This is a genomic window from Streptomyces sp. NRRL B-3229, assembly GCF_000719505.1.
GTDB lineage: Bacteria > Actinomycetota > Actinomycetes > Streptomycetales > Streptomycetaceae > Streptomyces > Streptomyces griseorubiginosus.
This window is the reverse complement of the sequence record NZ_JOGP01000004.1, coordinates 212,527-231,832: the sequence shown is the minus strand read 5'-3', so window position 1 is coordinate 231,832 and position 19,306 is coordinate 212,527. Positions and strand designations below refer to the sequence as shown.

Genomic DNA, 19,306 nt, shown 5'->3' with positions numbered 1-19,306 from the left:
GAGCGCGGGGACCGCACGCTGCGGTACGGCCTCCGGAACAAGGCCCGTGACCACGAGTCCAGCGGGCGGCGCGTTGTTCAGCAGCCCCCGGCCGCCACCCTGAACAAAACGAAAGCCCCTGGTGACAGGGGCGGCGGAACCTTGCGGGGGGTCCGGACGGTTCCTTAGGGTGGCCGCGACGAACAGGCGTCCGCATCACGGGGCGTGGACACGGGGGAGACGAGCGCACATGGGCCGTCGGGAGACCCCGGTCGATCCGGCCGCGGGACCGGTGCCGAGGTTCGCCTACGAACTGCGCAAGCTCCGCCAGGAGGCCGGCGGCCCCACCTACCGCGAACTCGCCCGCCGGGCGCACTTCTCCGTGACCGCGCTCTCCCAGGCCGCGGCCGGCGAGCAACTGCCCTCGCTCCAGGTGACCCTGGCCTACGCCACGGCCTGCGGCGGCGACCCGGGGGAGTGGGAGCGCCGCTGGAAGGAGGCCGAGCGGGAGGTCCGCGAGGCGGCCGTCGGCCTGGACGACGACGTGGAGCCGCCCTACCAGGGCCTGGCCCGCTTCGAACCCGACGACCACGACCGGTACTTCGGGCGCGACCGGCTGGTCACGGCGCTGTGCCGACTGGTCCGGGACCGGCGCTTCACCGCGGTGTTCGGCCCTTCCGGCAGCGGCAAGTCCTCCCTCCTGCGGGCCGGACTCATCCCCGCCCTGCGCGCCGAGCGCGACCTCGCCGCGATCCGCGTCCTCACCCCGGGCGCAAACCCGGCCCGCACCCACGCGGATGCGCTGCGACCGGCGGGGGCGCCGGGGGTGGCGGACGCGTCGGTCGCGGCGGGTGAGCCAGGGCCCGCGGGCGACATCCTGGTCGTCGTCGACCAGTTCGAGGAGGTCTTCACCCTCTGCCGGGACCCGGACGAACGCCGTGCCTTCCTCGACCGGCTGCTCGCCGCCCGGGAGCCCGGCAGCGGACTGCGGGTCGTCATCGCCGTACGGGCGGACTTCTACGGCCGCTGCGCCGAACACCGGGGTCTGGCGGACGTGTTGGGCGAGGCCGGGCTGCTGGTCGGCCCGATGGACCCGGCCGAGCTGCGCGAGGTCATCGTCAAGCCGGCCCAGAGCGCCGGGTACATCGTCGAACGGGCCCTCACCGCGCGCCTGGTCGACGAGATCGCCGACGAGCCCGGGGGACTGCCACTTCTGTCGCACGTCCTGCGCGAGACCTGGCGCCGTCGCCGGGGCCGGGCGCTGACCGAGGAGGCGTACGAGGCCGCGGGCGGTGTCCGCGGGGCCATCGCCCAGAGCGCCGAGGAGGTCTGGGCGGACCTCTCCCCGCACCACGCGGAACTCGCCCGGCTCGTCCTGCTCCGCCTCATCACCCCCGGCGAGGGATCACAGGACACCCGCCGCCCGATCGACCGCACGGAACTCGACTTCACGACACCGACGGAGGGTGCGCAGGGGCAGCCGGGCGCTGCCGATCGGCCCCCCGGCCCGACGTCCGCAGGCCCTCCCGGCGCCCCCGACACAGCCCTTGTCCTGGACCGTCTCGTCCGTGCCCGGCTGCTGACCCTCGATCACGGCACCGTCGATCTCGCCCACGAGGCGTTGATCACCGCCTGGCCCCGGCTGTCGGGGTGGATCGAGCAGGAGCGGGAGCAGTTGCGGACGCACCGGCGGCTGACCGAGGCGGCCCGGGCCTGGGACGACCTGGGGCGGGACCCCGGCGCCCTGTACCGCGGCACCCGGCTGGCCACGGCCGGGGAACAGCTGGCCGGGGCCTCGCTGACCGCGCAGGAGCGGGCCTTCCTCACGGCGAGCAGCGCCGCACGCCGGGGTGAGCGCCGCAGGCGCCGCGGACTCGTCGGGGCCCTCGCCGCGCTGCTCGTGCTCGCGCTGGTCGCGGGGGCCGCCGCCTGGCAGCAGAACCGGACGAGCGACCGCCGCCAGGTGGAGGCCGAGGCCCGTCGGATCGCCGCCGTGGCGGACGGCATGCGGTACTCCGACCCGCGCACCGCGATGCGGCTCAGCGTGGCCGCCGCCCGGCTCGCCGACACGACGGAGACCCGGTCGGCGCTGATCGGGGCGATGGCCCAGAGGGACGAGGACGTGTTCGCGGTGCCGGGCGCGGACGCCGGTTTCGACGGCTCCGGCAACGACGTGCACCGGCTGACGGCGGACGGCCGGTCCGTGGTCTCCGTCACCGCGGACCGGGTCCGGATCTGGGACCTGCGCACCCGGCGGCTCACCCGCTCCGTGCCGGGCCCCGGAAAGCTGATGGACGGCGTCCCGGCCGCCGTCGCCCCGGACGGCCGGACCCTCGCGCTGCTGGCCGGGGACCGCGTCGAGCTGTGGGACGTGGGGACCGGACGGGTGACCAGGACACTCCCCGGCGTGGACGCCATGCAGACCCCGTTCGCCTACACCGCGCACGCTCTGGTCGCCGTCGACTGGGACGACGGCAGCGTGCACGTCCGGGACCCGCGCACCGGTCGCTCCACCCTGCGGCTCCCGGAACCGGCCGGCGGCGTGAGCGGTGTCGCGGCCAGCCCGGACGGCCGGTGGCTCGCCCTGTGCACGGGCGGCGGCCACGCCCCGGAGCTCTGGGACGTCACGCACCGGCGGCAGGTCTCGGCGCCCTGGGTGGCGAAGGCGCGGCCCGCCGACTGCCGTGACCAGGCGCTGGCGTTCACCCCGGACAGCCGCGCGCTCACGGTCGCCGCCGCCGACGGGATCCACGGCTGGGACCTGCGCAGCGGACGCGCGACACCGTCCTTCACGGCCGACGGACTGACCCAGGTGTGGCCCGGCGGGGCCGGCGCCTTCCTGGTGGCCACCGGACCCCACCGGCTCGTCGTGCTGCGGACCGCCCATCCACAGGTGCCCGTGCTGAGCCGTCGGATCGACGCGGACGAGTGGGACGACATCGCCTTCGACCGGACCGCGGGAGCCGTGCGGTATCTCAACGGCTCCGCGACCGTCGTACGCTCACTGGCCCTCGGCGCCGCGACGGCCGCGCCCTGGCAGGGGCCCACGGCGTACCGGGCGGAACTCTCCGACGACGGCCGGGTCCTGGCCCGTTTGGCGGAGACGGGCGGGGAGCGGCGGGTGCAGGTGCTGGACACCCGGGACGGGCGCGCCGGGCGCGTGGTCTTCGAGCCGCCGGCCACGCCGTGCCCCGGCACCGAGTCCTGCGCCGACCTCATGGCGCTCAGCGGCGACGGCAGATACCTGGCGACCGGCCTCAACCCCTACGCGAAGGGGCAGCAGCCGCCGCGCGACCGGACCAGGATCACGGTGTGGGACCTCGCGCACCGCCGGGTCCGCGCCACCGTGATGATCGGCGCCGCCCCGGGCGGTTCGCTCGCGGTGGACGGTCTCGCCCTCGACCTCCACGGCCGCACCCTGCTGGTGTACCGGTCCGTGGCACGGCCTGCCGTCGAAGTGTGGGACGTGGGCCGGCGCCAGCGGGTGAAGACCGTGCGCAGCGTCCGGGAGGCGGACTCCGTCACCGCCGGTTCGGACGGCGTGCGCCTGGCTCTGCGGTCCGACGGGGCCGCCCTGGTGACCCAGGAGGGGCTGGTCGCCGATCTGGGCGCCGACCGCATGGAGCCGCGGGTGCTGGGCGAGGACCTGATCAGCGCCGCGGCCTACGGCCCGGACGGCTCGCGGCTGGCCGTGGGTGACGTGCTGGGCCGGGTCACGCTCTGGGACGGTGCCGCGCGGGCCCGGCTCGGCGTGCTGGACGGCACCACGTCCGACCTGACGACCGATGCCGGCGGCGGGGTGACCGCGCTCGCCTTCTCTCCGGACGGAGGGACGCTCGCCGTCGCCGGGGCGGGCGGCACCCTGCACCTGTGGGACCTGGCGTCCCAGACGCTCCTGGGAACGGCGCTGCCCACCCCGGGCGACGACATCCGCGCCCTCGCGTTCGCCCCGGACGGCACGCTCCGCGCCTCCGGTGCCCACGTCCCCGTACTGCGCTACGACCTCAGCCCGGACCGGCTCATCGGCGAGGTCTGCGAGCGCGCCGGTTCGGGACTGTCCGAGGCGGCCTGGAAGACCTACCTCCCGGACCTGCCGTACCGGCGCACCTGCTGACGTACGGACTGAGCGCTGTCGGCGGCTCAGGCGTTCTTGATCGCCGAGATGTCGAAGTGCAGCTTGATCTTGTCGGAGACCAGGACGCCACCCGTCTCCAGGGCCGCGTTCCAGGTCAGGCCCCACTCGGAGCGCTTGATCTCGGCCTTGCCCTCGAAGCCCACGCGCTCGTTGCCGAAGGGGTCCTTGGCGGCGCCGTTGAACTCGAGGTCGATGGTGAGCGGCTTGGTGGTGCCGAGGATCGTCAGGTCGCCGGTGATGCGGTAGTCCTCGTCGCCCAGCGCCTCCGCCTTGGTGGAGCGGAAGGTCATCGTGGGGAACTCGTCGGTCTTGAAGAAGTCCGCGCTCTTGAGGTGCCCGTCGCGGTCCGGCGCCCCGGTGTCGATGCTGTCCATCTTGACGTCGATGGAGGCCGTCGACTGGGACGGGTCGCCGCCGTCCAGGTGCAGCGAGCCGCTGAACTCGTTGAACTTGCCCTTGACGTTGGTGACCATGGCGTGCCGGACGGTGAAGCCGATCGTGGAGTGCGAGGGGTCGATCGTGTAGTCGCCGGTCAGCGCGGTCAGGTCGGTGTTCGTCATGACGGGGCTCCTTTGGATGAGTATGTTGAACGTTGAACCACTCAACGCGAACGACCGTAGACCTATTCCTTGAAGGTTTCAACGTCATCCGCGAAGTGTTGGCCGGACCTTGCCGCAGTGGTACATGCCCCCGTATGAACCCGCAGATGAGTCCCCTGGTGAGCCGCAGAACCGCCTTACTGGCGGCGGCGCTCCTGTCCACGACCGCCCTCCCGGCCGTCCCCGTCCGTGCCGCCGGCGCCGCCGACCCCTACGACACCCTGCGCCACCGCTGGCTCGACATCGCCCTCGGCACCGGCTACGACCCCGCGTCCGAGCCCTACGCCGGCCGTCTCGCCGAGACCGGCGAGCTCGCCCGCGGCTTCTACGCCGCCATGGCCCCGACCCCCACCTCCCTCTGGCCCGGCGTCCCCTTCGACCCCCCGGCGGGCATCACCCAGAGCTACGGACGCCTGTGGACCATGACTCAGGCCTACGTCCAGCAGGGCACCGGCTCGACCGGCGACGAGGACCTCCTCGCGGCCGTCCTGCGCGGCCTCGACCACCTCTCCGCCACCGTCTACAACCCCTCCGCCACCCGCTACGGCAACTGGTGGGAATGGCAGATCGGCAGCCCCCGGCTCCTCATGGACATCACGGCCGCGCTGTACGACCGCCTCACCGACGCCCGCAGGGAAGCGGCCTGCGCCGCCGTGGACCACTTCATCCCGGACGCGCTGCTCACCGACTACTCCGGCACCTCCACCGGCGCCAACCGCGTCGACCTGTGCCGTTCGGTCGCCCTGCGCGGCGTCCTCGGCCGGGCTCCCGACCGGATCGCCCTGGCCCGCGACGCCCTCACGCCGGTCTTCCCGTACGTCACCAGGGGCGACGGCCTGTATGCCGACGGGTCCTTCGTCCAGCACACCCGGGTCGCCTACTCCGGCACCTACGGCCAGGTCCTGCTCGACGGCCTGGGCCGCCTCCTCACCCTCCTCGCCGGTTCCGCGTGGGAGGTGACCGACCCGAACCGGCGGACCGTCCTCGACAGCGTCCAGCACGCCTTCGCCCCGCTGATCCACGACGGGCTGGTGATGGACGGCGTCAACGGCCGTGCCATCAGCCGGGGTCACCTCAAGAGCGACGACCGCCAGGTGCTGCGCAGCGACCACTTCCACGGCCACGGGCTCATCGCCGCCGTCGCGCTGCTCGCGGGCGGAGCGGGCACGGCGGAACGGGAGCGCTGGTACGGCCTGGTGAAGGGCTGGATCGAACGGGACACCGTCACGCCGGTCCTGACCTCCCCCCAGTTCGGCGTCGCCGACCTCGCCCGGCTGCACACGGTCGCCGCCTCACCGGTCCCGGCCGCCCCCGCCCCCGTCGGCCACCGCCTCTTCGCCGCCATGGACCGGGCCGTCCACCGCCGCCCCGGTTTCGTCGCCGGCATCGCCATGGCGAGCGACCGCATCGCCGCCTACGAGTGCGGCAACGGCGAGAACCCGCGCGGCTGGCACACCGGCGCCGGAATGCTCTCCTGGTGGACCGGGAAGCGGAGCGACCAGTACACGGACTGGTACTGGCCCACCGTCGACTGGTACCGCCTCCCCGGCACCACCGTCTCCACCCGACGCCTCCCCGACCGCGCGGGCGGCGAGTGGGGCGAGCCCCGGCCGGACGTCCGCTGGGTAGGCGGCACCACCGACGGCGAGTACGCGGCGATCGGCCAGCACCTGAAGGGCCTGGAGTCGACGCTCCAGGCCCGCAAGTCGTGGTTCTGCCTCGCGGACGCCGTGGTCTGCCTCGGCGCCGGGATCACCTGCACGGACGGCGTCCCGGTCGAGACCGTCGTCGACAACCGCAACCTCGGCGAGGGCGGCGAGCAGACCTTCGTACGAGGGCCGGGCTGGGCACATCTGGAAGGACACGGCGGCTGGCTCGTCCCCGACGCGGTGCACGCCCTGCGCGAGGACCGCACCGGCGCCTGGTCCGACATCAACACCGGCAGTACGACCGAGCGGCGCACCCGGCGCTGGCAGACCCTCTGGCTCGACCACGGCACCGACCCCGTGGACGCCACGTACGCCTACGTCCTCCTGCCCGGAGCCGCCCGCCGTACCGTCGCCGCCCGGGCCGCCGACCGCCACTGGCTGTCGGTCCTCGCCAACGACGGCAGCTGCCAGGCGGTCCACGTCGACCGCCTCGGTCTGACCGCTGCGAACTTCTGGCAGCCGGGCACTGCGGGACCGCTCACCGCGTCGGCGCCGGCGAGCGTGCTGGTCCGCCGCACGGGCCGTACGGCTACGCTCTGCGTGGCCGAACCCCCTCGAACGGGTGAACCCCTCGAGATCGTCTGGAACCGGCCGGTGCGCTCGGTGATCCGCGCCGACAACACGGTCGAGGTGCTCGCCGCGGGCCGTCCGCTCCGGCTGCGCGTCACTCCGGGGGAGCTATGCGCCACCCATGTGTGTGAAGTGACTCTCACGGGCTGACTTTGTGCGACCCCTACAAGCGAAAGGCCCCCTGAGCAGTCAGAAGGCCTGCATGGCTCCACGGTTCTGTTCAGTGGCACCAGGAAAACGGGCCGGAGACTGTACGGAGTCGACGGCTCGCTTTCCTCGCGGGTCTTCGTAAGGTCACTACATGACCGTTTTGGATGAGGCGCCGAGTGAGTCGACGGGCGAGCCGACGGACGCGCGCGGGCGGGTGGCCGAGCTGCACGAGATCCGTGCGGCGGCCCTGGCCGGCCCCAGCGAGAAGGCGACCGAGGCGCAGCACGCCAAGGGCAAGCTGACAGCACGTGAGCGCATCGAACTGCTCCTCGACGCCGGTTCCTTCCAGGAGGTCGAGCAGCTGCGCAGGCACCGGGCGACCGGGTTCGGCCTGGAGGCCAAGAAGCCGTACACCGACGGTGTGATCACCGGCTGGGGCACGGTCGAGGGCCGTACGGTCTTCGTCTACGCCCACGACTTCCGCATCTTCGGCGGCGCGCTGGGCGAGGCCCACGCCACCAAGATCCACAAGATCATGGACATGGCCATCGCGGCCGGTGCCCCGCTGGTCTCCCTCAACGACGGCGCGGGCGCCCGCATCCAGGAGGGCGTCTCGGCGCTCGCCGGCTACGGCGGCATCTTCCAGCGCAACACCAAGGCCTCGGGTGTCATCCCGCAGATCTCGGTGATGCTGGGCCCGTGCGCGGGCGGCGCGGCCTACAGCCCCGCCCTGACCGACTTCGTGTTCATGGTCCGCGAGACCTCGCAGATGTTCATCACCGGACCGGACGTCGTCAAGGCGGTCACCGGCGAGGAGATCACCCAGAACGGCCTGGGCGGCGCGGACGTGCACGCCGAGACCTCCGGGGTCTGCCACTTCGCCTACGACGACGAGGAGACCTGCCTCGCCGAAGTCCGCTACCTGCTGGCGATGCTCCCGCAGAACAACCGGGAGAACCCGCCGCGGGCGGAGTCCACCGACGCGCCCGACCGGCGCGGCGAGGTCCTGCTGGACCTGGTGCCGGCGGACGGCAACCGGCCCTACGACATGACCAAGGTCATCGAGGAGATCGTCGACGACGGCGACTACCTCGAGGTCCACGAGCGCTGGGCCCGCAACATCATCTGCGCGCTGGCCCGCCTGGACGGCCAGGTCGTCGGCATCGTCGCCAACCAGCCCTCCACGCTCGCCGGTGTCCTGGACATCGAGGCCTCGGAGAAGGCCGCGCGCTTCGTCCAGATGTGCGACGCCTTCAACATCCCGATCGTCACCCTCCTGGACGTGCCCGGCTTCCTGCCGGGCGTCGACCAGGAGCACGGCGGCATCATCCGCCACGGCGCCAAACTGCTCTACGCCTACTGCAACGCCACCGTGCCGCGGATCTCGCTGATCCTGCGCAAGGCCTACGGCGGCGCCTACATCGTCATGGACAGCCAGTCCATCGGTGCGGACCTCACCTACGCCTGGCCCACCAACGAGATCGCCGTGATGGGCGCCGAAGGTGCCGCGAACGTCATCTTCCGCCGCCAGATCGCGGAGGCGGAGGACTCCGAGGCGATGCGGGCCCGCATGGTCAAGGAGTACAAGTCCGAGCTCATGCACCCCTACTACGCGGCCGAGCGCGGCCTGGTCGACGACGTCATCGACCCCGCCGAGACCCGCGAGGTCCTGATCAAGTCCCTCGCCATGCTCCACTCCAAGCACGCCGACCTGCCCTCCCGCAAGCACGGCAACCCTCCGCAGTAACCCGGCGGACCCTCCGCGTCACCCTCGCGGAAACCTCTCTCACGGAGACTGTGACCTATGAGCACCCCTGACATCCGCGTCGAGAAGGGCCACGCCGAGCCCGAGGAAGTCGCCGCCATCACGGCGATCCTCCTGGCCCGCGCAGCTGCCCGGCCCTCCGAGACCCCGTCCCACCCCGGCCGCCCCAAGGCCCGCTGGCGCCGCCTGGAGCGCGAGGGCGGCTTCAGGGCACCCCACAGCTGGCACTGATCCCCTCAGCGCGCCGACGGCCCCGTTGCTCCCGGTCGGGAGTGCGGGGCCGTCGCCGTTCAACGGCGTCTCACCCGAACGCCGGGGACCGGGGCGGTCGGTGGACGCACACTCGAGTCGACCGTCACGGTCAGCCGCGTCTGCCGCGGGCCTCGGGCCAGGGGCGACAGTTCCAGGGGCTGCTCGTCGTCCGTGCGGCAGGCGCGCAGGTCCAGCCGCCGCAGTCGATCCAGAGCACCGATCGGCCCCAGGTCACGGGGCAGTCGGCAGTTGAACAGATTCAGCACGCTCAGCCGGGGCGGCGGGCTCTCCAACGTGGGCAACCACGTGCGGAGATCGAAGTGGTACAGCGTCAGATGCGTCAGCTGGGTCAGGCGCGCCAGGCCGGACAGGCCTCGCGGGGTGCCGCCGCTCTGGAGCGCCAGAGACGTCCAGTTCGTCCGCTCCAGCAGCGGTCCCAGATCGGTGTCCTCGTCCAGCCTGCCGAGCCCCAGCCCCACCAGGCCGGCCGGCATCGGGAGGGTCTCGAGCGGTGGCACGGACGCCCAGTCCTGGAGCTGCAAGTTGTGCAGCGAGGCCAGACCGCGCAGCGGCCCGAAGTCCAGGAGCGGGAGATGCTCGCCACCGCCCACGACCAGATTGCGCAGCCCCGGCCGCCGACACAGGGGGGAGAGGTCGTTGTCCCCGAGCAGCCGCGGGACCCACAACCAGTCCAGGTCCCCCAGGGCCGAGGTCGCGGCCAGCCCGTCCGTGAACTCGTAGTCGAGCCACACCCGTCGGGCCTCCTTCAACCGCAGCACCGCGGGCCACTGGGCGGGGTGTGTCACCTGTAGGAGCAGCTCCTCCAGGGGGAGCCGGACCAGCACCCGCGCCGCGTACTCGTCCGGGTCGAAGTACTCCCAGACGTCGACGAGTTCCTTCTGCACGTCCTCGTTCGCACCCTCCGCGTACCCGGACAGCAGGCCGAGCGCCGCCTCGCCGCCGACCAGGGCAGCGGTCCGTACGGTCGTGCACGCCGCCCGCTCCGACAGGCCGTCCAGTGTGCCGGGCAGCCGCCGCACCAACGCGGGCCCGACCGAGGCGAGCGACCCGGCCTCGGAGCTTCGCCGGGGCGGCACCAGGGCGTCCAGGGCGGCGTCCAGGCGTCGTGCCAGGTCGTCCGGAACCGTGCTCATCGTCTCGAGGCAGGCAGCCGCCAGCAGGCGCAGGCGCCGGGTGTACCGGTGCTCGACGTCGGCCCGGGCCAGGATGCCGTCGACGAGTTCATGCCGCTGACGCAGGTTGGCGTGTCCCGCCGCCATGATGATCGTCTCGTGCCACAGGTCGAGGTGGGCCCGCTCGACGAGGTTGCCCATGTTGTCCTCGTCGGCGGCGTCCTGCGCGGCGAGGTACTCCTGGAAGGTCCGGTGCACGAAGTCGACCCGGCCCTCCACGGGCGAGCGCAGCACCCCCGACCTGGCCACCAGATGGTCCAGGACGGCTGCCCTGTCGACCCCGTCCAGGTGCCGCATCGACGTCATCCGGGAGGTCACGAACCGACGGGCCTGGGCGGTCGGGATCTCCGTGCGGTTGTTGTCGGACAGCCGCCAGGCCAGATCACGCAGCACGCAGAGCTTGTCCGGCAGGGTGAGCGGACCGGCCTCGGCACTGGGCACCCGCCGTTCGGCGTCCCGGTGCTGGACCAGCGTCTCCAGCGCGATCTTGTACAGCTCCATGCGGTTGCGCGGCAACTGCCGGCCCTTGCTCAGGTGCAGGGCGCAGATCAGCGCGGCCAGCAGGGGATTGGTCGCCAGGGACTGGAGGTGCGGTCTGTCCTGAAGGCTGGTCAGAAGCGAACGCTCGTACTGGGGGAGTTCCTCGACGGAGCAGGGGAGTTCGTCGCCCTGCTCACGCACGGCTGCGTGCCACTGCCGCACGAACGCGGTGAGATCGGCCGGGGCCATCCGTTCCAGCTGGTAGACCGTGAAGCCCTCGGTGCGCAACCAGTCCACCCGTGCGGCCGCGGGGCGCGAGGTGACGACCACGCGCACGTCCGGGTAGGCGTGCAGCAGCCGGCGAAGCCAGTCGCGGACCGTGCCGCGCTCGACGGCCAGCAGTTCGTCCACCCCGTCGACCAGGAGCAGCACCCTGCCCTCCCGCAGCATCCGGTCCATCCACCCCTTGGGCATGTGACCGGTGAGCGGACCCGCCACCCCGTCCAGCAAGGCCTCGGGCAACGGCAAGTCCCGTCCGGCGTACCGGCGCAACTTCACCAGGACCGGGATGAGCTGGTTCCACTCCCGCAACGGCCCCCGGAAGGCGCTGCGCGCCGCCATCACCGCCAGCCACTGCATGAGGGTGGTCTTGCCGGACCCGGCCTCGCCGCGCAGCAGGACCCGGGAGGCGCCCCCGAGGGCCTTCTCCACGCGGGTCCCGGTGCCCTCGGACTCCTCCCAGGCGCGCAGCCCGCGCCGCAGCGGCGGCCGGCTCCCGGCTGCCCTGCGCCGCCGTCCGTCGTCCGACGTGGCCCGCATGCTCACGTACGCCACCGACAGCTTCGCCCGTGTCATCTGTTCGGAGGCGAGCCGGAACAGCTCGACCTCGTCGAGGGAACGGCTCACCAGTTCCAGGTACTCCCGCAGAAACGCGGTGTCCTCGTCCGTGCCCTCGGGGGCGTACAGCGACCGCGTCGGTAATCGCTCCAGCACCCGGGTCAGCTCGGTGCCCAGGGAGGTCGTGCGGCCGAGCAACTCGGTCAGTGCGCGCTCGGAGTAGACCGGCAGGCGGCGCAGGACACGTACGTAGCAGTCGCAGCACTCGGCGAACAACAGGTCGTAGTAGCGCTGGGCGGGTTCGGCCAGACCGAACGGCTGCGGTGCCTCGCGACGGATCCGGCGAGCCAGCTCCGCCGCGTCGGCGTCCGATCCGAGCACCGACTCGTCCGACAGATCCGCGTGACGGAAGGTGTCCATGACGCCGTGCGCGGCGGCCAGCCGTTCGTTCTCGGCCAGCCCCTGGAATTCGTGCGCCAGCAGGGGCTCCAGTCGGGCTGCCACCGCATCCGCGATCTCCTCGAACTGCCGCTCCACACTGCGTTGAGGGCGTAGTCCCGGGACGCGGAGCCGCACCAGCTCGGACATCCCGGCCTGGCGTTCCTGCTCGCTTCTGCGGCCGCCCAGCCACAGTCGTGCCGCACTCGTCGCGACCGTCTGCCCCAGCCGTAACGCAGCCAATTCGACGCTCATGCGCGCCCCCGTCGTCCCCGACTCCCGAAGGATTTCAGTGTGGCAGCGAGATACGACAAAGGGGCCCTTCGTAGGGAAAAGGGCCCCTCGAAGCTGTCGCGTCCGCTACCGCAGACGAGCCATCAGCGCATGCTCCACGAGCGTGATGAGAGCGGACTTGGCGTCGGCCCGATGCCGGGCGTCGGTCGTGATGATCGGCGTGTCCGGCCCGATCTGAAGGGCTTCCCGGACCTCGTCCGGGTTGTACGGCTGGTTCCCGTCGAACCCGTTCAGGGCGATCACGAACGGAAGCCCGGAGTTCTCGAAGTAGTCGACCGCGGGGAAGCAGTCGGCGAGGCGCCGCGTGTCGACGAGGACGATCGCCCCGATGGCACCGCGGACCAGGTCGTCCCACATGAACCAGAAGCGGTCCTGACCGGGCGTACCGAAGAGGTACAGGATCAGGTCCTGGTCCAGGGTGATACGGCCGAAGTCCATGGCGACCGTGGTGGTCGTCTTGTCCCCGGTGTGGGTCAGGTCGTCGATGCCGGCCGACGCGGACGTCATCACGGCCTCTGTGCGCAGCGGGTTGATCTCCGAAACGGCCCCGACGAACGTGGTCTTGCCCACGCCGAAGCCACCCGCCACCACGATCTTCGCCGAGGTGGTGGAGCGGGAAGGACCGCCGCTAGAGCTTGCGAAGTCCACTGAGCACCCTTTCGAGCAGTGTCACGTCTGGCTGGCCGCCGGCGTTCTCGTCGCCGCCGGGCTGATGGATGGCGACCAGGCCCGCCTCCGCCAAGTCGGCGACGAGGATCCTGGCCACGCCGAGAGGGATCGTCAGGAGCGCGGAGATTTCCGCCACCGACTTGATCTCCCGGCAGAGGTTGCAGATCCGCTGATGCTCGGGCAACTGGCCCTGCATCTGGTGCGGCTGCGCGGTGGTGTGCACCAGCGCCTCGATGGCGAGCTGGTAGCGCGGGCGAGTCCGGCCGCCGGTCATGGCGTACGGACGCACCAGGGGGTTGTTCGAGGCCCCGGCGGGCGCCGGCTCGGAGCGTCGTTGCGGCTGCACGGGCTGGATGCGCGGGGCCGGCGGCTGGTCGTACGGCGAGGGACCGGGGCCCTGGGGCGCGTACGGCTGCTGCCGATGGCTGGGAGTGGAGGGGAAGTTGTAACGGTTCGGGTTCTGGCCGTCGTTCGGACCCTGGCCAGGTCCGTACGACCAATTGCCAGATGAACCGCCTGGGGGTGTTGCCACTTTCTCTCCTCCTCCGACTGCGCCGCGCACCCATCACTGTGGAGCCGCGTCCCGAAACCTTACGGCCCCGGGACGCCAAAACGCACCGTCTGTCTGTCAGTTGAGCAGGCTGCCCTGGAGCTCCGCACGCAGATCGGGCGTAAGGACCGAACCGGCGCGGTCCACCAGAAGAGCCATCTCGTAGCCGATGAGGCCGATGTCCGCCTCCGGATGTGCGAGAACCGCGAGGGACGAACCGTCGGACACGGACATGATGAACAGGAATCCCCGTTCCATCTCCACAACCGTCTGGTTCACCGCGCCACCCTCGAAGATGCGCGAGGCACCCGCGGTCAGCGAGGTCAGACCGGAGGCGACGGCCGCAAGCTGATCGGCTCGGTCGCGCGGAAAGCCTTCGGACATCGCCAGAAGGAGTCCGTCGGCGGAGACCACCACCGTGTGGGACACCCCCGGGGTGTTGTCCACGAAGTTGGTGATCAACCAGTTCAGGTTCTGCGCCGCCTGGCTCATCGGGCTCACACTAACGCTCCTGGTTGTAGGTGCTGTCAGAACCGAAGCCCTGACCGTTCGTTTCACTGCCTGCGTTGCGGCCCCGCTGGACCCCCCGACGCAGGTTGCTCAGCCTGCCCCGGACGTCCTCCGGGGCGCGGGAGACCGATGGGCCCCCCTGCGGGGTGGACTCGGCGGCTCCCTCGACCAGATTGGCCTTGGGTACCCGCCGCGGCAGGCCGGAGGAGGTGACCCCGCCCGCCTTGGGCTTCCGGAGCTGGGAGGCCTGCTGCCACCGCGCGTCGTTGGCCGAGCGCCAGATGTCGCCGCCGCCGTTGCTCTCCGGCGCGGAGGCCGGCGACTCCTGGTGCGCGTGCCGCGTACCGTTCGAGCCGTTCGCGCCGCTCCCGGTGGAGCCACGGCGGGGGAGCCCGGCGTCGGTCAACTCGTGACCCACGTTGGCGGGGGCCGGCCCCGGACGTTCGAAGCCTACGCGGTCACGCTCACTCACGTCAGCGGCCTGCACGGATTCCGTTTCCGGAGCGTACTGGTCCGCGTAGCCGCCCTGGTAACCGTCCGGCTGCGGCCAGTCATCCTGGTGGCGGCGCTCCTCGAAGCCCGAGAAGGTCTCCGGGGCGGCCGCGTGCACCGCGGCGGGCTCCTCCTGGGCCTGCTCCGCATACGCGGGATCCGGGTAGCCGCCGTTGGTGGAGAAGGGGTCGTTCTGCGGCAGGCCGCCGTTCTGCGCGAAATACGGCTCGTCGTACGCCGGGCGCCCCGGCTCCTCGTACGACGGCTGCCGCTGCTCCTCGTACGGAGCCTGCTGAGCCTCCTCGTACGACGTCTGCTGGTCGTACCCGGCGGGCTGCTGCTCGGGGAAGCCGTTGCGGTTGCTGTCGTAGCCGTTCTGCCCGCCGCCCTGCGGGGCGTTCCGGGGACCGTCGAACGCCTCGGTGTACGACGGATCCGGGCCCTGGAGGGCCTGCGGCTGGTCGTGGCTCTGGGCCTCCAGGGCCGCGCGGCGCTCCTCACGCATCAGGGAACGGCCGACCGGGTCCAGCTCGCGTATGTCGTCCGGGACCTCGGAGTAGCGGCTGTCGTCGAAGCCGAGCTCCGCGGCCGTACGCATGGGCAGACCGTTGTTGAAGTCCTCGCCCTGGTACTGCTGCTCCGGCATGATCTGCGAGACGGTGAACTCGTCGTTGGCCGGCTGGTGCTCGCCGCCACCACCGTGGGTGATCGCGTCGGGCAGCATGACCAGCGAGGTGGTGCCGGCCTGCTCGCCCGAGGGGCGCAACTGAACGCGGATGCCGTGCCGGTCGGACAGCCGGCCGACCACGAACAGACCCATGCGCTGGGAGATCGCGGCGTCCACGGTCGGCGGGTTGGCCAGCTTGTGGTTGATGTCCGCGAAGTCCTCGGCGGTGAGGCCGATGCCCTTGTCGTGGATCTCGATCATGATGCGGCCGTCGGGGAGACGGGTCGCGGTGACGCGGACCTTCGTCTGCGGCGAGGAGAACGTGGTCGCGTTCTCCAGCAGCTCGGCGAGCAGGTGCACGAGGTCGGTGACCGCGCGGCCGTGGATCTCGGCCTCCGGGACGCCGGACAGCTCGATGCGCTCGTACTGCTCCACCTCGGAGGAGGCGGCGCGCAGCACGTCGACCAGCGGGACCGGCTGGTCCCAGCGGCGGCCGGGCTCCTCGCCGGCGAGGACGAGGAGGTTCTCGCCGTTGCGGCGCATACGGGTCGCGAGGTGGTCCAGGCGGAAGAGGTTCTCCAGCTGGTCCGGGTCGGCCTCGTTGTTCTCCAGGTCGGTGATCAGGGTCAGCTGGCCCTCGATCAGGGACTGGTTGCGGCGCGAGAGGTTGGTGAAGATCGCGTTGATGTTGCCCCGCAGCAGGGCCTGCTCGGAGGCGAGCCGGACCGCCTCGCGGTGGACCTGGTCGAAGGCGCGGGCGACCTCGCCGATCTCGTCCTTGGTGTTGATCGGGATCGGCGCGACCCGGGTGTCGACCCGGCCGGGGTCGGTGCGGGAGAGCTGGTCGACCAGCATCGGCAGGCGCTGCTCGGCGATGCCGAAGGCGGCGTTGCGCAGCTGGCGCATCGAGCGGGACATCTGGCGGGCCACGGCACCGGCCAGGATGAACGCGAGGAGCAGGGCGACCACGACGGCGGCACCCACGATGAAGGCGTCCCGCTTGGCGTTGTCGGCGATGTCCGCGGCCTCGTTCACCGCGGTGTCGGCCAGGTCGGTCTCGATCTGGCGGTACGCGTTGTACTTGAGGGTGTTGACCGCCCACCAGTTCTCGGCGGTGATGCCGTCCTTGGCGAGCGACTCACGGGCGCTCTGGTCCATCGACGGCAGCTGGGCGAGGCTGGAGACCATGACCACCGGGTTGGACGGCGGCGGAACGTAGTTGGGGTTCTTGGCGGCGGCCTCCTTGGCCAGCGCCACGCCCTCCGTCTGGATCTGCTTCTTGGCCGTGTCGAGCTTCGCCGCGTCGGCCGCGGTGCCACCGCCGACGTACTCCTCGACGGCGATGCCCTCGAGGTACGCGTACGAGGACAGGGCGACCCGCTGGCTGGCGAAGCTGCTCAGCCCGGGGCCCGGCTTGATCAGCAGGTGCATGCCGATGGAGCGCTGGAGCGACAGGGCCGCCTTGGTGAGCTCGATGGCGTAGACCGTACGGCCGTAGCTGGTGATGTTTCCGGTGCCCAGACCGAGCTCGTTGGCGAACTCGGTCAGCGGGTGCGCGACCTGGGTGTAGCCCTCCTCGGTCTTCACCCCGGTGAACTTGGAGGAGGTGTAGGCGCCGGCGCGCAGCGTCTGGAGGCCGCCCTCACCGTCCCGGAACAGCTTCAGGCGGCGTTCGAGGCCCGCCTTCTTCGGCATGTTCGCGGCGGCCTCGTTGAAGACCTCGGCGGCCTGGTCGGTCTTCTTGCGGGCGGCGACGACCGTGGGGTTGTCCTGGCCCTGGCCGCTCAGCAGCGGGGCCGCCGTGCTGTCGCGCTCGTTGTAGAGGGCGTCGGCATAGCTGAGGGAGGCCCGCACCAGACGCGCGGTGTTCTCCGCGTCCTCGGCCTCCCGCCAGGTGTCGATCGAGCTCTTGACCTGGAAGCCGCCCATGACGAGGCCGACGATCACGGGTATGAGCAGGATCGCGTTCAGCCGGGTCGGCACCCGCCAGTTGCGCGGGGAGAAACGGCCACCGCTCGACGGCGGCGCGGCCGTCGGTTCCGGACCGGACACAGGGGCGGGCGCCGCTCCGCGCGGCGGCGGGGTGAAGTTGCCCCGGGCCGACGGCTCGGGACCGTTCTTGCTTCGCCTCACTCGACCAACAACCTCTCGGAGGGGTCGGCACCTACGTTGTGCCGCAGTCTCTCAGAGCCCAGTACGTCATCGACTAGTGAGTACGTCTTTGACTATTGGGCAGTTCAGGCATTCCAGCATGCCGTCCTGCGCACCTCCAAACATTGGTACGCGGGGATTACACGTGATGTAAGCACCAGATAAAACGGTCATAAAGAGCGAGCCCCGTCAAAAGACGGGGCCTTTGTGAGCGCAGCGAGACCGGTTGGCAACCATGCGTGGCCGTACCACCCGATTCCTCTGCCGAAACGTTATGAACACCGGGGCCGACCGTGTCCAAGGCCACAGCCGGCTCCGGTACATCTACGACAACTGCCGTATGACGCTTTTGATTTGGGATCTGCTCGACACACCCTGAGGGCGTTACCGCAGACGGGCCATCAGGGCGTGCTCGACCAGTGTGATCAGGGCACTCTTGGCGTCCGACCGGTGCCGCGCGTCGGTCGTGATGATCGGGGCGTCCGGCCCGATCTGAAGGGCCTCGCGCACCTCCTCGGGAGCGTACGGCTGGTGTCCGTCGAAGCCGTTCAGGGCCACGACGAACGGCAGACCGCTGTTCTCGAAGTAGTCGACGGCCGGGAAGCAGTCGGCGAGCCTGCGGGTGTCGACCAGGACCACCGCGCCGATCGCGCCGCGGACCAGGTCGTCCCACATGAACCAGAAGCGGTCCTGGCCCGGCGTACCGAAGAGGTACAGGATCAGGTCCTGGTCGAGTGTGATCCGGCCGAAGTCCATGGCGACCGTGGTGGTCGTCTTGTCCCCGGTGTGGGTCAGGTCGTCGATGCCCGCGCTCGCGGACGTCATCACGGCCTCGGTACGCAGCGGGTTGATCTCGGAGACCGCGCCGACGAACGTGGTCTTGCCCACGCCGAAGCCGCCCGCCACCACGATCTTCGCGGAGGTGGTGGCCCGCCCCGCGTCAGAGCTTGCGAAGTCCACTGAGCACCCTTTCGAGCAGCGTCACATCGGGCGCGCCGCCGTTGTTCTCGTCGCCGCCCGGCTGGTGGATGGCCACCAGGCCGGCCTCGGCGAGGTCCGCGACGAGGATCCGAGCCACGCCGAGCGGCATGGCGAGCAGCGCCGAGACCTCGGCGACCGACTTCACCTCGCGGCACAGGTGGCAGATGCGCTGGTGCTCGGGGAGCAGCCCCATGAGCGCCGCCGGGTCGGCCGTGGTGCTGATCAGGGCCTCGATGGCGAGCTGGTAGCGCGGCCGGGTCCGGCCGCCGGTCATCGCGTACGGACGTACCAGCGGCTGGTCGCCCTCATCCTCGTACGGCTCCGCGTACGGATCATGAGAGGCGGTGGGCGGGGTCATGAATCCTCCGGGCGGGACAGCAAGTCGGTCGGGCAAGCCGTCTGGTGAGGCCGGTGGGGGGATTGTGGCGGCCGGACGGTGGTTTGGTGAGACGGGTGGATCCGGGGCGGGTCAGTGGAGCAGACTGCCTTGCAGTTCGGCTCGCAGGTCGGGCGTGAGCACAGCGCCCGCGCGGTCGACCAGCAGTGCCATCTCGTACCCGACGAGGCCGATGTCGCATTCCGGGTGGGCGAGGACTGCGAGCGAGGAACCGTCCGAGACGGACATGAGGAACAGGAATCCCCGCTCCATCTCCACCACGGTCTGGGCCACGCTGCCGCCCTCGAAGATCCGCGAGGCACCCGCGGTCAGCGAGGTGAGTCCGGACGCGACGGCCGCCAGCTGGTCGGCACGGTCGCGCGGGAAGCCCTCGGACATCGCCAGCAGGAGACCGTCGGCGGACACGACGACGGTGTGGGACACCCCGGGGGTGTTGTCCACGAAGTTGGTGATCAACCAGTTGAGGTTCTGTGCCGCCTGGCTCATCG

The 19,306-nt window shown here is 71.3% G+C and carries 13 protein-coding genes; 4 read left to right on the top strand and 9 right to left on the bottom strand.

Translation table 11 applies throughout. The features are described from left to right. Positions 1–229: 229 nt before the first annotated feature. Positions 230–4,093, top strand: coding sequence for a DNA-binding protein (locus IF54_RS0107840; protein ID WP_030315928.1), 3,864 nt, complete (start codon positions 230–232; stop codon positions 4,091–4,093). Positions 4,094–4,119: 26 nt separating this feature from the next. On the opposite strand, the gene IF54_RS0107835 is transcribed toward IF54_RS0107840, so the two are convergent. Continuing rightward, complete coding sequence (locus IF54_RS0107835) at positions 4,120–4,674, bottom strand: YceI family protein (RefSeq protein ID WP_030315926.1); 555 nt, start codon at positions 4,672–4,674, stop codon at positions 4,120–4,122. Positions 4,675–4,832: 158 nt separating this feature from the next. Here IF54_RS0107835 and IF54_RS0107830 point away from each other — a divergent pair, with 158 nt between their 5' ends. The 3 genes from IF54_RS0107830 to IF54_RS0107820 all read left to right on the top strand — a co-directional run bounded on the left by IF54_RS0107830 (position 4,833) and on the right by IF54_RS0107820 (position 9,138). Beyond that, entirely contained in the window at positions 4,833–7,142 is a 2,310-nt protein-coding gene (locus tag IF54_RS0107830) for a polysaccharide lyase 8 family protein (RefSeq protein WP_420790356.1), read from the top strand. A 151-nt stretch (positions 7,143–7,293) separates the two neighbouring features. Next, positions 7,294–8,889, top strand: a complete 1,596-nt coding sequence (locus IF54_RS0107825) for an acyl-CoA carboxylase subunit beta (protein WP_037819532.1) — start codon at positions 7,294–7,296, stop codon at positions 8,887–8,889. A gap of 57 nt (positions 8,890–8,946) precedes the next feature. After that, positions 8,947–9,138 (top strand): acyl-CoA carboxylase subunit epsilon, encoded by a 192-nt coding sequence (locus tag IF54_RS0107820; protein ID WP_020138701.1) that lies wholly within the window; start codon positions 8,947–8,949, stop codon positions 9,136–9,138. Between the two features lie 59 nt (positions 9,139–9,197). On the opposite strand, the gene IF54_RS0107815 is transcribed toward IF54_RS0107820, so the two are convergent. The 8 genes from IF54_RS0107815 to IF54_RS0107780 all read right to left on the bottom strand — a co-directional run bounded on the left by IF54_RS0107815 (position 9,198) and on the right by IF54_RS0107780 (position 19,304). Beyond that, on the bottom strand, positions 9,198–12,362 hold the full coding sequence (locus IF54_RS0107815; protein ID WP_030315921.1) for an NACHT domain-containing protein: 3,165 nt from the start codon (positions 12,360–12,362) through the stop codon (positions 9,198–9,200). A gap of 105 nt (positions 12,363–12,467) precedes the next feature. Beyond that, a complete protein-coding gene (locus IF54_RS0107810) occupies positions 12,468–13,049 on the bottom strand; it encodes a GTP-binding protein (RefSeq protein WP_026248371.1) in 582 nt (193 codons plus the stop codon). After that, positions 13,030–13,602, bottom strand: coding sequence for a DUF742 domain-containing protein (locus tag IF54_RS0107805; protein ID WP_030315920.1), 573 nt, complete (start codon positions 13,600–13,602; stop codon positions 13,030–13,032). Before IF54_RS0107805 ends, IF54_RS0107810 begins: the two co-directional genes overlap by 20 nt. 96 nt (positions 13,603–13,698) lie before the next feature. After that, positions 13,699–14,112 carry a roadblock/LC7 domain-containing protein gene (locus IF54_RS0107800; protein ID WP_007384910.1) on the bottom strand — a complete coding sequence of 138 codons (414 nt, stop codon included), beginning with the start codon at positions 14,110–14,112 and terminating at the stop codon, positions 13,699–13,701. Positions 14,113–14,122: 10 nt separating this feature from the next. Next, the gene (locus IF54_RS0107795; RefSeq protein WP_030315918.1) at positions 14,123–17,422 is read right to left on the bottom strand and encodes a nitrate- and nitrite sensing domain-containing protein; all 3,300 of its coding nucleotides are present in this window, start codon (positions 17,420–17,422) and stop codon (positions 14,123–14,125) included. Between the two features lie 402 nt (positions 17,423–17,824). Next, positions 17,825–18,400, bottom strand: coding sequence for a GTP-binding protein (locus IF54_RS0107790; RefSeq protein WP_007384912.1), 576 nt, complete (start codon positions 18,398–18,400; stop codon positions 17,825–17,827). Beyond that, positions 18,381–18,779 carry a DUF742 domain-containing protein gene (locus IF54_RS0107785; protein ID WP_003973454.1) on the bottom strand — a complete coding sequence of 133 codons (399 nt, stop codon included), beginning with the start codon at positions 18,777–18,779 and terminating at the stop codon, positions 18,381–18,383. The genes IF54_RS0107790 and IF54_RS0107785 overlap by 20 nt, the downstream gene beginning before the upstream one ends. A gap of 111 nt (positions 18,780–18,890) precedes the next feature. After that, positions 18,891–19,304 (bottom strand): roadblock/LC7 domain-containing protein, encoded by a 414-nt coding sequence (locus tag IF54_RS0107780; protein ID WP_003993189.1) that lies wholly within the window; start codon positions 19,302–19,304, stop codon positions 18,891–18,893. Between the last annotated feature and the right edge of the window lie 2 nt (positions 19,305–19,306).

Coding starts and splice junctions, on each gene's coding strand:
- IF54_RS0107840 (WP_030315928.1), top strand. CDS start 230: ATGGGCCGTCGGGAGACCCCGGTCGATCCGGCCGCGGGACCGGTGCCG.
- IF54_RS0107780 (WP_003993189.1), bottom strand. CDS start 19,304: ATGAGCCAGGCGGCACAGAACCTCAACTGGTTGATCACCAACTTCGTG.
- IF54_RS0107825 (WP_037819532.1), top strand. CDS start 7,294: ATGACCGTTTTGGATGAGGCGCCGAGTGAGTCGACGGGCGAGCCGACG.
- IF54_RS0107815 (WP_030315921.1), bottom strand. CDS start 12,362: ATGAGCGTCGAATTGGCTGCGTTACGGCTGGGGCAGACGGTCGCGACG.
- IF54_RS0107835 (WP_030315926.1), bottom strand. CDS start 4,674: ATGACGAACACCGACCTGACCGCGCTGACCGGCGACTACACGATCGAC.
- IF54_RS0107820 (WP_020138701.1), top strand. CDS start 8,947: ATGAGCACCCCTGACATCCGCGTCGAGAAGGGCCACGCCGAGCCCGAG.
- IF54_RS0107785 (WP_003973454.1), bottom strand. CDS start 18,779: ATGACCCCGCCCACCGCCTCTCATGATCCGTACGCGGAGCCGTACGAG.
- IF54_RS0107800 (WP_007384910.1), bottom strand. CDS start 14,112: ATGAGCCAGGCGGCGCAGAACCTGAACTGGTTGATCACCAACTTCGTG.